Source organism: Loktanella sp. SALINAS62 (genome assembly GCF_018263905.1).
Taxonomy (GTDB): Bacteria; Pseudomonadota; Alphaproteobacteria; order Rhodobacterales; family Rhodobacteraceae; genus Loktanella.
The window spans coordinates 381,286-394,201 of record NZ_JAAFZU010000001.1; the positions used below are offsets into that span (position 1 = coordinate 381,286).

Annotated in this window: 15 protein-coding genes; 5 read left to right on the plus strand and 10 right to left on the minus strand. The window is 58.8% G+C overall.

The window, feature by feature from the left end; all coding sequences use genetic code 11:
• Positions 1-12: 12 nt before the first annotated feature.
• The gene (gene polA, locus GZH79_RS01860) at positions 13-2,802 is read right to left on the minus strand and encodes a DNA polymerase I (protein WP_211641428.1); all 2,790 of its coding nucleotides are present in this window, start codon (positions 2,800-2,802) and stop codon (positions 13-15) included.
• Positions 2,802-2,981 carry a zinc-finger domain-containing protein gene (locus GZH79_RS01865; RefSeq protein WP_211641429.1) on the minus strand — a complete coding sequence of 60 codons (180 nt, stop codon included), beginning with the start codon at positions 2,979-2,981 and terminating at the stop codon, positions 2,802-2,804. The genes polA and GZH79_RS01865 overlap by 1 nt, the downstream gene beginning before the upstream one ends.
• A gap of 83 nt (positions 2,982-3,064) precedes the next feature.
• On the opposite strand from GZH79_RS01865, the gene GZH79_RS01870 reads away from it, so the two are divergent.
• A complete protein-coding gene (locus GZH79_RS01870) occupies positions 3,065-3,997 on the plus strand; it encodes an ABC transporter ATP-binding protein (RefSeq protein ID WP_211641430.1) in 933 nt (310 codons plus the stop codon).
• 61 nt (positions 3,998-4,058) lie between these two features.
• On the opposite strand, the gene GZH79_RS01875 is transcribed toward GZH79_RS01870, so the two are convergent.
• Positions 4,059-4,421, minus strand: a complete 363-nt coding sequence (locus GZH79_RS01875; protein WP_211641431.1) for an HIT domain-containing protein — start codon at positions 4,419-4,421, stop codon at positions 4,059-4,061.
• A gap of 8 nt (positions 4,422-4,429) precedes the next feature.
• Positions 4,430-6,007 carry a DUF5928 domain-containing protein gene (locus GZH79_RS01880; RefSeq protein ID WP_211641432.1) on the minus strand — a complete coding sequence of 526 codons (1,578 nt, stop codon included), beginning with the start codon at positions 6,005-6,007 and terminating at the stop codon, positions 4,430-4,432.
• Between the two features lie 153 nt (positions 6,008-6,160).
• Between GZH79_RS01880 and GZH79_RS01885 the strand changes: the two genes are divergently transcribed.
• Positions 6,161-6,979: a sulfotransferase family protein gene (locus GZH79_RS01885; protein ID WP_211641433.1), complete on the plus strand. Its 819-nt coding sequence runs from the start codon at positions 6,161-6,163 to the stop codon at positions 6,977-6,979.
• Between the two features lie 90 nt (positions 6,980-7,069).
• On the plus strand, positions 7,070-7,768 hold the full coding sequence (locus GZH79_RS01890; RefSeq protein WP_211641434.1) for a hypothetical protein: 699 nt from the start codon (positions 7,070-7,072) through the stop codon (positions 7,766-7,768).
• Here the strand turns inward: GZH79_RS01890 and nth are convergent.
• Entirely contained in the window at positions 7,765-8,409 is a 645-nt protein-coding gene (nth, locus tag GZH79_RS01895; RefSeq protein ID WP_211641435.1) for an endonuclease III, read from the minus strand. The genes GZH79_RS01890 and nth overlap by 4 nt on opposite strands.
• 86 nt (positions 8,410-8,495) lie before the next feature.
• Between nth and GZH79_RS01900 the strand changes: the two genes are divergently transcribed.
• Both GZH79_RS01900 and GZH79_RS01905 read left to right on the plus strand, forming a co-directional pair.
• The gene (locus GZH79_RS01900; RefSeq protein WP_211641436.1) at positions 8,496-9,338 is read left to right on the plus strand and encodes a bifunctional helix-turn-helix domain-containing protein/methylated-DNA--[protein]-cysteine S-methyltransferase; all 843 of its coding nucleotides are present in this window, start codon (positions 8,496-8,498) and stop codon (positions 9,336-9,338) included.
• Positions 9,339-9,444: 106 nt separating this feature from the next.
• On the plus strand, positions 9,445-10,098 hold the full coding sequence (locus GZH79_RS01905; protein WP_211641437.1) for an OmpA family protein: 654 nt from the start codon (positions 9,445-9,447) through the stop codon (positions 10,096-10,098).
• Positions 10,099-10,221: 123 nt separating this feature from the next.
• Here the strand turns inward: GZH79_RS01905 and GZH79_RS01910 are convergent, their stop codons facing one another.
• The 5 genes from GZH79_RS01910 to GZH79_RS01930 all read right to left on the minus strand — a co-directional run bounded on the left by GZH79_RS01910 (position 10,222) and on the right by GZH79_RS01930 (position 12,863).
• Positions 10,222-10,779 carry a F0F1 ATP synthase subunit B gene (locus GZH79_RS01910; RefSeq protein ID WP_211641438.1) on the minus strand — a complete coding sequence of 186 codons (558 nt, stop codon included), beginning with the start codon at positions 10,777-10,779 and terminating at the stop codon, positions 10,222-10,224.
• Between the two features lie 3 nt (positions 10,780-10,782).
• Positions 10,783-11,313, minus strand: a complete 531-nt coding sequence (locus GZH79_RS01915; protein ID WP_211641439.1) for a F0F1 ATP synthase subunit B' — start codon at positions 11,311-11,313, stop codon at positions 10,783-10,785.
• A gap of 93 nt (positions 11,314-11,406) precedes the next feature.
• The gene (locus tag GZH79_RS01920) at positions 11,407-11,628 is read right to left on the minus strand and encodes a F0F1 ATP synthase subunit C (protein WP_129762082.1); all 222 of its coding nucleotides are present in this window, start codon (positions 11,626-11,628) and stop codon (positions 11,407-11,409) included.
• A gap of 49 nt (positions 11,629-11,677) precedes the next feature.
• Positions 11,678-12,439: a F0F1 ATP synthase subunit A gene (locus GZH79_RS01925; RefSeq protein WP_249218940.1), complete on the minus strand. Its 762-nt coding sequence runs from the start codon at positions 12,437-12,439 to the stop codon at positions 11,678-11,680.
• A gap of 67 nt (positions 12,440-12,506) precedes the next feature.
• Positions 12,507-12,863: an AtpZ/AtpI family protein gene (locus GZH79_RS01930; RefSeq protein ID WP_211641441.1), complete on the minus strand. Its 357-nt coding sequence runs from the start codon at positions 12,861-12,863 to the stop codon at positions 12,507-12,509.
• Positions 12,864-12,916 lie beyond the last annotated feature (53 nt).

Here is a 12,916-nt window from a genome sequence, read left to right on the forward strand (position 1 = left end):
AAATTAATCCAGTTAATGTGCCGCTGCCCAAGTCAAACCCTTGCCGCCATCCACGGACAGTTGCACGTCAAGATGGACCGCAGGGGCGGCTGCACCTTCCATGACGGTGCGTGCCGTGTCGATCAATGCGTCGGCGGCATCGGCGTCCACCTCGAACAACAATTCGTCGTGGACTTGCAGCAGCATGCGGGCGGGCTGTCCCTGAATGGCGTCGGGCATCCGGATCATGGCACGGCGGATCACATCGGCGGCGGTGCCTTGGATCGGTGCGTTGATGGCGGCCCGTTTGGCGAACCCGGCGTGCGGTCCCTTTGCATTGATTTCAGGCGTATTGATCCGGCGACCGAACAACGTCTGGACGTAGCCGTGGTCTTTGGCAAATGCGACGGTGTCGTCCATATAGGCGCGGATACCGGGGAAACGTTCGAAATAGCGGTCGATGAACCCCTGCGCCTGATCGCGCGGAATCCGCAGATTGCGCGCAAGGCCAAAGCCGCTGATACCGTAGATGACGCCAAAGTTGATCGCCTTGGCCTGACGCCGCACCTCTGGCGTCATCTGATCCAGCGGCACGTTGAACATTTCCGACGCGGTCAGGGCATGAATGTCCACGCCGTCGCGGAACGCCTGTTTCAATTCTTCGATCCCGGCGACATGGGCGAGGATGCGCAATTCGATCTGACTGTAATCCAGACTGACCAGCAGCTTACCGTCCTCTGCCACGAATGCTTCGCGGATGCGGCGACCTTCTTCGGACCGGACGGGGATGTTTTGCAGGTTTGGATCGGTTGATGCCAGCCGCCCCGTGATCGCGCCCGCGATGGAATAGCACGTGTGCACGCGGCCCGTGTCGGGGTGGATGTGGTCCTGCAAGGCGTCGGTGTAGGTCGATTTCAGCTTTGACAACTGCCGCCAGTCCAGCACACGACCGGGCAATTCGTGTTCGGTGGCAAGGTCTTCCAGAATGTCGGCGCCGGTCGAATAGGCCCCCGTCTTGCCTTTTTTCCCACCGGGCAGGGACAGGTCATCAAACAGGATTTCGCCCAGTTGTTTGGGCGATCCGACGTTGAATTTGCGCCCGGCCAGCGTCTGGATTTCGTCTTCGAGTGCTGCCATTTTCTGGGAAAACGCGTTCGACATGCGCGACAGCGTATCGCGGTCCACCTTGATCCCGGTGCGTTCCATCTGCGCCAGCACAGGAATCAGCGGGCGTTCCAGCGTTTCGTAAACTGTCGTGACCTTGTTGACGTGCAGTTGTGGTTTCAGATGTTGCCACAGGCGCAGGGTGATGTCCGCGTCCTCTGCCGCGTATTTTACCGCGTCTTCGATTGGCACACGGTCAAAGGTGATCGCCTTTTTACCCGTGCCCAACAGCGGTTTGATCGGGATCGGGATATGCCCCAGATAGCGTTCAGACAGCACATCCATGCCGTGGTTATGCAGCCCCGCATGCATCGCATAAGACAGCAGCATCGTGTCGTCGATGGGCGCAATGGCGATGCCGTAACCCGCAAATATCTTGGCATCGTATTTCATGTTCTGCCCGATCTTGAGGATACTGTCGTCCTCCAGCACGGGTTTCAGGGCCGCAAGACAGGTGTCGAAATCCATCTGTCCGTTTGCCAGCGCCACGGTGCCGAACAGATCGTCGGCACCCGCGTCCTTGTGCGCCAGCGGGATATAACACGCCTGCCCCGCCGTGACGCACAGGCTGATGCCGACCAGATCGGCGCGCATTTCGTTCAGGCTGGTGGTTTCTGTGTCGATGGCAACATAGCCGTGTTCGTAAATCCGGTCGATCCAGACTTGCAGCGCGTCCAGATCGCGCACGCAGTCATAGGCGTCAACATCGAACGGTTTTTCTGCGGGCTGGGCCACATCTTGCGAGGCTTCGACCTCGATTGCCGGTGCTTCTGCCCCAAGGCTGGCGGCGATGCGTTTGCTGACGGTGCGAAATTCCATCTTTGCCAGAAAACCCAGCAGGGTGTCGGGGTCAGGGTCGCGGATTTCCAGATCGTCCAGCGTGAAATCCAGCGTCATGCCGCAATCAAGTTGCACCAACTGTTTCGACAATTCGATCTGCGCGCGATGGTCGATCAGGGTCTGGCGCCGCTTGGGTTGTTTGATTTCCGACGCGCGGTCCAACAGGTCTTCGAGCGTGCCGAATTCGTTGATCAGTAACGCCGCCGTCTTGATCCCGATACCGGGTGCGCCGGGCACGTTATCGACGGAATCGCCTGCCAGCGCCTGCACATCGACCACACGTTCGGGGCCGACGCCGAATTTTTCGATCACGCCGTCGCGGTCGATACGCTTGTTTTTCATCGGGTCCAGCATTTCGACGCCGTCACCGACCAGTTGCATCAGATCCTTGTCCGACGACAGGATCGTGACGCGCCCGCCCGCGTCGCGCGCGACGCACGACAAGGTGGCGATGATGTCGTCGGCTTCAAACCCCTGCATTTCTTCGCAGGCGATGTTGAAAGCACGGGTGGCGTCACGCGTCAGTGGAATCTGCGGGCGCAGGTCTTCGGGCATTTCATCGCGGTTCGCCTTGTACTGGTCGTACATGTCGTTGCGGAACGTGTGGCTGCCCTTGTCGAAAATCACCGCCACGTGCGTTGCCGCATCGGGGCCAGAATTCCCTTCGATGTAGCGTTGCAGCATGTTCACGAATCCCGACACGGCACCGACGGGCAAGCCGTCGGATTTGCGCGTCAGTGGCGGCAGCGCGTGATAGGCCCGAAAAATAAAGGCAGAGCCGTCGATCAGGTGCAGATGGCACCCCTTACCAAAGGCCATCAAACCTTGTCCTTGAAATCCTCGTGGATAAAGCGCGCATCGCAATACCCACATTCCACAAAGCCCTTGTCATGTGGGATGGCCAGCCAGACGCGCGGATGGCCAAGGCCGGGGCCGCTGCCATCACAGGCGATGCGCCATTGGTCGACGATCTTGGTTTCCGGTGCGGGACGTGTCATGGGATGGCCTTGCGTTGCTGCGGGCCATGCCCGCCGATGTTCGACCCACAGCCTAGCCCAGCCCAGCGAGGGGTGAAAGACCCATGACCGACAATGCCATCGAAATCACCGGTCTGAAAAAGACCTATGCCGCCACAGGCCGCAGTCCGGCCAAGGAGGCGCTGAAAGGCATCGACCTGACGATTCCACGCGGGTCGATCTTTGGTCTGCTGGGACCGAACGGTGCTGGCAAATCGACGCTGATCAATATTCTGGCGGGTCTGGTCATCAAAACCGAAGGCGCGGTCAAGATTTGGGGATTCGATCAGGATGTGAACGCGCGCCAGTCGCGGGCTGCAATCGGAATCATGCCGCAGGAACCGAACCTTGATCCGTTTTTCACCCCGCGCGGGTCGCTGGATGTGCAGGCAGGGCTGTACGGTGTGCCGCGCAAACAGCGCCGCACCGATGAGATCCTTGAACTGATCGGTCTGGCCGACAAGGCCGACGCCTATGCCCGGTCGCTGTCGGGCGGGATGCGGCGGCGGTTGCTTTTGGGCAAGGCGCTGGTGCATTCACCGCAGATCCTAGTGTTGGATGAACCCACCGCAGGCGTCGATATCGAACTGCGCAATCTGCTGTGGCAGAACGTGCGGCAGTTGAACCAACAGGGCATGACGATCATCCTGACCACCCACTACCTCGAAGAAGCAGAGGCGATGTGTGACGAGATTGCCATCATCAACCACGGCGAAATGATTGTCCGTGATACCACGGCGAACTTGCTGGGGACGCTTGATCAAAAGACGCTGGTCATCACGCCGGATGCCGACCATCCCGACCTGCCCCAGATGCCCGGCGGCGTTACCGGCGAAAAACGGGCGAACGGCACGCTGGCATTCACCTATCAATCCAGCAAAACGCCAGCCGGGCAGATCATCGAAATGGTCCGCAATTCAGGTATCACGATCCGCGACGTGACATCGGAACAGCCCGACCTTGAAGACGTGTTCCTGTCGCTGACGTCTACGCGCTAGGATGGTGGGACGGCGGGCGGGGCGCCTTTGCGGCGGCGGCCGCGAACAGCGCCGGGCGGCGTTACTTTGGCAGCATCCGGCCCAGTTGCGTCCCGCCAAGGATGTGAAGATGAAAGTGCGGCACGTCCTGCACGCCATGCGTCCGGGTATTGGCGATGGCCCGGAATCCGTCCGTCACGCCGGTGATCCGGCACACTTCGGCAACGGCTTGCATGAACCCGACCTGTTCGTCCGCACTGGCCGCATCCGCGAAGTGGTCGAACGACATATACGGCCCTTTGGGCACGATCAGCACATGCACGGGCGCTTGCGGTTCGATATCGTGAAACGCCAAGGCGTGATCGTTTTCAAAAACGGTCTTGTTGGGGATTTCACCGCGCAGGATGCGGGCAAAGATGTTCTGGTCATCGTATTCAAAGTTCATGTCGGTCCTCAGTCCACGAAAAGATAGGGTGTTTCGGCAAGTGTCTTGGCCACGTCTTCCGACACACTGAGGAAACTGGCAAGGGCCGGCGCGTTTTCGATGGGCGTTGCGCGCTCTTTGATCCGGTACATATGCGGAAAATTTGCTTCCCTGATCCGGTCGCTTTCAAAGGTCACGTCCTGTTTGATTGTCGGCAAAAGCTGCTGCAGCGCCTCTGTCGGGGTCTGTTCACCGGCCAGCCCAACCCGTTTTGCATGCCCGATCAGGTAGTCTTCGGTAAAGTCACATTCGATTTCCAGCACCCGTGTGGTGGACCGGTCCGATACAAAATCGTGCATCAACTCGATATTGGATGTGTCCAGACAGATAAGCATGCGGTCGCTTTCGTAGTAATCGAACAGCATCCGCATCAGCGCCCGCCGATGCCGCGTGCGTTTGCCCAAAGACGCCTGAATCCCACCCAGATCAGGCATTTCGGTGTCTTCCTCGTTGAACAGATAGGCGATGGCCGGAATGTTGGTGTTGTGTTTGATCGCCCCCAGCAATCGCTTGGCCACGTGCCATTTCTTGCAGGCGATAATCAAAAGCTCGCGTTCGCGGCCCAACGTGCTTTCGGTTTCCCAGAACCGGTCGGCAAAGCGGCGCCCGATCCGGCCCCGCCCCGTCAGGAACTTGAACAGGTTGCGCCCCTCGTTCGAGATCTGGAAATCGGTGCGTTCAGATGCATAAAGCCGCCCCAGACGTGTCTTGAGATCCGCCGCCTCCGGGCTGATCTTGCGGGCGAACAGGGCATCCTGATTCAGCAATAGATCGAAGTGATCGTTGAAGAACGTCACAGGCATGCCGTAGTCGGTGAACATCAAAAATGTCAGCGTGCGGGTTTCGATTTCCTTGCCGGGCACCAGATGGCGCACGAGTGTCTGGAAAAAGGTTTCGTCCGGAATCCATGTCGTGCGGAAAAACCGCATCACGTCACGCCGCGCCCTTGTGAAATCAAGGATCATTTCAATGGTCTGACGACGCAGGCACCACCACTGGCTTCCGATCATCACCTGAATATCCTGAGGGACATTGCGGGTCAGGCCCAGCTTGCGCTGTGTCCAGAAACTCCAGTAAAAACGGCGTTTCTGCGTACGTTCGTTGAACCAGTGGCGATAAATCAGCCGTTCTTGCTTGAACCCTGTCTTGATCCAGTCGCTTTCAAGGAAATCGAAACTTTCGATATAATCGCGGTCGTTGCGGTCCAGAAACTCGTGGGCATAGCGCGCCGATTTGATCGCAAGGCAGTCCCCCGAGACCATGTAGAAATGCGTGGCCCGCGGAAAGGCGTCAACTGCGGCCTCGACCGCGGACAAGGTGGCACCGACAAGGCTCCATTCGCCCCAGCCACATTTCACCCGTCGCTTGGCAAAGGTGACATTGGGGTTATTGACCAGGGCGGCCCGGATCCGTTCGTAGGATTCGCGTGGTGCACGGGCATCAAAATGAATGGAAATACAGTCGCCAACCGCAGTCAATTGCCGCGCCTGCTGGATGATGGCATCGGGGTCCTTGTGGCACAAAAGGATAAAAGCGATCGTGGCCATGTGTCAGCGCGGGTCCGGTTCAAGACTGTTGTACCGTGTCCTCATATCAACAACAGGTTGCAAATAGACAGGCTTTCTTTGCCAATCACGCTTTACTTAGCCATGATGAAGTTTGAAATCGGGTATATTCCCAAACCGACGAGGTAGCGACCCATGGGGTTTCCCGGCACATGGATGACGACAAGCGAAAGCATGGTCTATCGCGTGGTGCCAAAATGCGCCTGTTCGACCATTGGCCAGATCATGTTCTATTCGGATCATGGCAGCTTTTTCGATGGTGACATTCACGACGCGCAGGACGGGCTGCACAAATGGGCATTGGATAGCAGTCAGCCGCTGATCGCGGACAACGTCAAGGCGCACAAATCCTATGCGTTCACCTGTGTGCGCAATCCCTATACCCGGATTCTGTCGTCATTTTTTGACAAGATCTGCGGTATCCAGCGCAACGGCAAACGCTATCGCGGCAACCTTGTACCGCTGCTGATCCAGAAATACGGTATCGAGGTCGGCGACCCGGAAACCGGGTTCGAATTCGACCAGATCAAATCGTTCCGGCGCTTTTTGCTGTTCGCGCGTGACACGATCCGTTGGCGACGCCCGATGGAACCCGATATCCACTGGTCCGCGATGTCGGGCCATATCAGCACGTTCATCCACAACGGCGGCACTTACGACAGCATTTTTTGGACCGAACAGTTCAACGACGGCATGGCCGATGTTCTGGCGGCCGTTGAAACGCCGCATCCCGTCGATCTGGACGCGATCCCGCGTTTTAACGAAAGCGAAGGCCACGGGCCAAAGCGGTTGCATAAGGTGTCAGAGTATTTCGACGACCTGTCGATGCACCTGATGTGGGAAATCTACAAAAAGGATTTCCAGCTTTTCCGTTATGATTTTGACAATCCAGACAACAAGATGCCAACCGGTGATCTGGACCTGCGCGAAATTCACGCAAAGCTGGGGGATTAAGGGGCATATGTCCCCAGGGGCTTTGCCCCCGCGCCGCAAGCGGCGCTCCCCCAGGATATTTTCAGCAAGAAGAAAGTGGACCCAGCCACCATGACACGCGTGTTGATCCTGGGGTCTGGCCCCGACGTTGCAGAGGTCACCGATTGGTCCCGCGCGCCATTCGATGTGATAGTCGCGATCAACAACGCTTGGCGGATCCGCGATGATTGGGATGTTCTGATCCATCCGTCAGATTTCCCCGATGATCGCAAGCCCGTGCATCTGCTGCCGGGACAGCGGATCGTTCAGGCGGCTGATTACGTGCCGATACAGAACACCTATGGCGGGTTTGTCTATGCTGGCGGCACGATGGCGTTTACTGCCGGGTACTGGGCGCTGGGGGCGCTACGGCCCCGTGTCATGGCGTTTGCGGGGTGCAACATGGTGTACCCCACCGCTGGCCCAACGCATTTTTATGGCACCGGCACCGCCGACCCGTTGCGCCCCGATGTCACCCTCCGATCGCTTCCGGCGAAATCCGCGCGTCTGCGCATTCACGCCGCGCGCCAAGGGTGTGCCTGTGTAATCGTCACTGGAGAAGATAGCGTTCTGGCGTTTCCGCGCGCGACACCCGACGCCTTGCCAGATGGCCCATCGTTATACGACGTGTCGGTCGCAGATTTGGCCGACGCCGAAGAAGCGAAGCTGGATTACCGTGTCCCCAGCGGGAAATACTGGAAAGAGGAAACCCGCTTTGACCCCGCCAAGATCGACGCACTCGATCAGATGTGGCTGCGCGCGGGCGGCTAAAGCACCTTGTCGTCGAACAGGCACAGATCGCGGATCAGGCAGGCCGCGCACTTCGGTTTGCGGGCGACACAGGTGTAGCGTCCGTGCAAGATCAGCCAATGGTGTGCATGTTGCTGATAATCGGCTGGGACGTGGTCTTCGATTCGGCGTTCGACCTGATCCACGTCTTTGCCCGGCGCGATCCCGGTACGGTTGCCGACACGAAAGATATGCGTATCGACGGCCTGCGCCGGATACTGCCACCACATGTTCAGCACCACGTTCGCCGTTTTGCGGCCGACCCCCGGTAACGATTGCAGGGCAGCGCGGGAATTCGGCACCTCTCCGCCGTAGTCATCCACAAGGATCTGGCTGAGCTTGATAACGTTCTTTGCCTTTTGGCGGAACAAACCGATGGTTTTGATATGTGCGGTCACACCGTCGAGACCAAGATCCAGCATCTTTTGCGGGGTATCGGCAATCGCAAACAGATCGCGCGTCGCCTTGTTCACGCCTTTGTCGGTGGCCTGCGCCGACAGGGCAACCGCGACGACAAGCGTATAGGCGTTGACGTGATCCAGCTCTCCCTTGGGTTCGGGCTGGACCGCGTGAAACCGGCGAAAGATTTCACGGATTGTCAAATAATCAAGTTGCTTGGCCATGCCACTTGATGCCCCGACGCGGCAGCATGCGCAAGTTCCGCAGGATTCGGGTCGCGCCGTTGGATACCGAAACTTATGCTAGTGAAATGAAACATGACCACAGCTATCATTATGCCGTCATGGCCCGTGCAATTGCCGCCATCGATGCGCGGCAGGGGGAACCCGCCAGCCTGACACAGATCGCAAGTGCATTGGACATGAGCCCCGCGCATTTCCAGCGGCTTTTTTCGGCATGGGTTGGCGTATCACCCAAACGCTACCACCAGTATCTGACGCTGGATCACGCGCGGCACATGCTGCGTGACCGGTTCACGACGCTAGAAACCGCAGATGCCGTAGGGCTTTCGGGCACAAGCCGCCTGCACGATCTGTTTGTGCGCTGGGAGGCCATGACGCCCGGTGCATTTGCCAAGGCGGGGGCAGGGCTGACGATCCGGTGGGGATGGTTTGACAGCCCGTTTGGTCCGGCTCTGGCGATGGCGACCGCACGTGGCCTGTGCGGACTGGCCTTTTCAGCCGAAACCGGGCCGGATGCCGCGATGTCCGATCTGACGGCACGCTGGCCCGATGCGAATTTCGTCGAAGACCCGACCGCCGTCGCAAGCTGGGCCCATGCCGCCCTGCACGGCATGGGCGAGGCGCGGCTGCATATGATCGGCGCACCGTTCCAGATCAAGGTCTGGGAGGCGCTGATGCGTATTCCGTCGGGCCATGTCAGCACCTATTCGGAAATTGCCGCCAGCATCGGCAGCCCCAGTGCGGTGCGCGCTGTCGGCACGGCGGTTGGCCGCAATCCGGTCAGCCTGCTTATTCCGTGCCACCGTGCCTTGCGGAAATCCGGTGCGCTGGGTGGCTATCACTGGGGGCTGCCGATCAAGCGTGCCCTGCTGGCCCATGAAGGCGCGCGCGCCGACGCCCGCGCACCTTGATATGCTCTGTGGTGACCGCGCTATTTGATAGCAGCGGCAGTTGCGCCATATAGTCACATATCACGAATGCCCGGATGACCGGGGTTCTCACCAAGGGAAAACAGACATGACAATCACGCGTCTTAATATGACGGTCGCAGCTGCCGCATTGTTGCTGACCACTGCCTGCGCCGGAACCGGCGGTCCGAACGACAACCAGAATGCTGCCAGCGGCGCCTTGATCGGTGCAGGCCTTGGGGCCATCGCCGGTGTCGCTGCAGGGGACGACGATCAGGAACGTCGCCGCAATGCGCTGATCGGGGGCGCGCTGGGGGCTGCCGCTGGTGCAGGCGTCGGCAACGTGCTCGACCGTCAGGAACAGGAATTGCGCAACGCATTGGGCAACAATGTCGGCATCGTCAACAACGGCAACAACCTGATCGTGACACTGCCACAGGACATTCTGTTCGCAACCAATTCGACTGCCGTATCCGCGTCGGCACAGGGCGACCTGAACACATTGGCCCGCAGCATCCAAGCCTATCCGAATTCGACGGTGAACGTCATCGGACACACCGACGATGTGGGGGCTGCTGCGTTCAACCAGGATCTGTCGCAACGCCGTGCACAGGCTGTCAGCAACGTCCTGATCAATGCGGGTGTGTCCCCGGCACGCATTCGGTCCATTGGCCGCGGCGAGGACCAGCCCATTGCGACGAACCTGACACCCGCCGGGCGTCAGCAAAACCGCCGGGTCGAAATCGTCATCACTCCGAACTGATCGACAATCGGACCCGCAGGGTCGCCCCGCCAGTTTTGCGACAGGCGGGGCGATCCTGTGGCCAACAAAAAAGCCCGGTGCAGACTGCACCGGGCTTTTGTCGTGAAACGGGAAAGCGGTCGATCAGTGCATCTTGGCTTTGACCGTTTCAATCGATTCGTCGATCAGGGCATTGGTCCGTGCCGCGTCCATGTTTTTGGCGACAACATCACGTGCTGCCGCGACCGCAACGGTGATCGCCTGATCACGCACATCGCGGATGGCGTCGGCACGGGCGGCGGCAAGCTGGTCTTCGGCACCGGCCAACCGGCGGTCGATGTTTGCCGCAATCTCGTCCTTTGCCATCTGGGCAGAGCGTTCTGCTTCCTGACGGGCATTGGCGACGATGCGGTCAGCCTGTTCCTGCATTTCCTTTTGCTTGCGCTCGTACGACGCCAGCAAGGTCTGCGCTTCTTCACGCAGCGCGCGGGCTTCGTCCAGATCGGACTGGATGCCTTGCGCCCGCTTGTCGAGCATGCCCGAAATCTTGCCGGGCACTTTGTAATACAACAGGACGGCGACAAACAGGATGAATGCCAGCAACACCACGAAATCCGTGTTGGCCAACGAAACAAATGTCTCGCCTGCAGCCAATACGGGACTGGCTGTTAGGGCCAGGATTGCAATCAGGATGTGACGCATGGTTTATCCTTTCATCCGGTCATTGACAGCTGCGTTCACGCTGTCAGCAGACGCATCGACGCCAAAGGCAGCAACCAGAGCCTGTGCAACATCGCGTGCGACCTCGCCGACGTTTTCGCTCGCGTTGGATCGAATATCGGCAATCGCGGCTTCGGCTTCGGCAGTTTGGGCTGCGATCTTGGTGTCCGCTTCGGTCAGTGCCGCGTCCAGATCGCGCTGCGCTTCGGCGCGGGCTTCATCAGCGATACGGTTGCTTTCGGCACGGGCGTCAGCCAGTGCCTTTTCATAGGATTTTTCTGCTTCGGACGCTTTGTTTTTCAGGTCTTCGGCCGCCGCCAGATCATTCGAGATCGTACCCGAACGTTCTGCCAGAATCGCAGAGATCCGCGGCAAGGCGATCCGCGACAATATAAGATAGATCGCGACCAGGGCGATCAGCAGCCAGAAAATCTGGTTCGGGAATGTCTCGAAGTTCAGCTGCGGCATGCCCGCTTCTGTGACATTCTCGGCCATTGCCTCGGTTTGAATAGCCATCGGTTCCCTCGGAATGCTGGTTACGGACACGACCGAGGCACAGTGTGCCCCGGTCAGCCGTAAGGATAATTTACCTCTCTGACGGTGTCAGAGTTAGGTGAACATCAGCAGCAGAGCGATGAGGAACGAGAAGATCCCCAGGGCTTCTGCAAACGCAAGGCCGATGAACAGGGTCGCTGTCTGCGACGCGGCGGCAGAGGGGTTGCGCAGTGCGCCTGCCAGATAGTTGCCAGCTACGTTGCCGACACCAAGAGCTGCCAGACCGGTACCGATGCCGGCAAGGCCGGCGCCCAGAGTTGCGATATCGCCTTCCATGATCTTTTCTCCTTACAGATGGAATTTGAGGGTCGTGATTTGTCGGACCTTAGTGTGCGGGGTGCAGCGCATCCTTTAGATACACACAGGTCAGAATTGCGAAAACATATGCCTGAATTCCGGCAACCAGCACTTCCAGACCGTAGATCAGGGCGATGGCCACGACGGACACCGGGCTAAGCACCGCGATGGCGGCAAAGCCTGCGAACACCTTGATCACGGCATGGCCGGCGGTGATGTTGCCTGCCAGACGGACAGAGTGGCTGACCGGCCGGACGAAGTAGGAAATCACTTCGATCACGGCAATGATCGGACGCAGGAACAGCGGCGCTTCGGACATCCAGAACAGTTTCAGGAACGCAGGTCCATTCAGGATGAAACCCAGAATGGTCACGCCAAAGAACACACCAAAACCCAACACCGCCGTCACGGCGATATGGCTGGTTGTCGAGAACGACATCGGGATCAGGCCAAGGAAGTTGGCAAACAGAATGAACACAAACAGTGTCATGATGTAGGGGAAGTACCGCAAACCTTCTTTGCCGGCGACGTCTTCGACCATCTTGTGCGTGAAGCCGTACAGCAATTCAGCGATGGATTGCGACCGCGACGGGATCGTGGACCGGTTCCGCGTTGCGAAAATGAACAGGGCTGCGACGCACAGCACGGCGATTGCCAGCCAAAGCGTTACGTTCGTCGGGGTGTACCAGCTGATCGGGCCGTCGCCGAACAGCGGGCGCACGATGAACTGGTCCAGCGGGTGGAACACCAGACCGCCTTCTTCTGCGGGATATGCACCACCTTCGACCAGATGTTCGGTCGTCGCACCTTCGGTGACGCTTTCAGCGACAGACGGAACTTCGGTCACGATATCGTTTTCACCCGCCACGTGTCTCATCCTCGTTTTCGGCGGGATCACCCGCCATTTGTTTCGCCTGCATTTCCTTGGCCGACCGCATCATGGTGTTCACACCAGCCGCGAGGCCCAAGAAGATGAACAGCACCAAAAAAATCGGCATCGTTCCAAAGAACAGATCCAGACTATATCCAATGCCGAAACCGATCCCAAGACCGGCCACCAGTTCGATCACCATTCGCCAAGCATGTTGCGCCTGAGAATAATGATTTTCACCATGAGCCTTCACCGGTTCTTGTGCCTTGCGCCGCGCGGCCAGCTTTTCTTCCAGCGCCTTCAGGCGCGCTGTCGGATCGGTCTGGTCCGGGTTCGGTGACACGTCGGTTGGACCCCGTCATTTCGTTGCCGAGGGTCTATGTTGCGCGCCAGTCA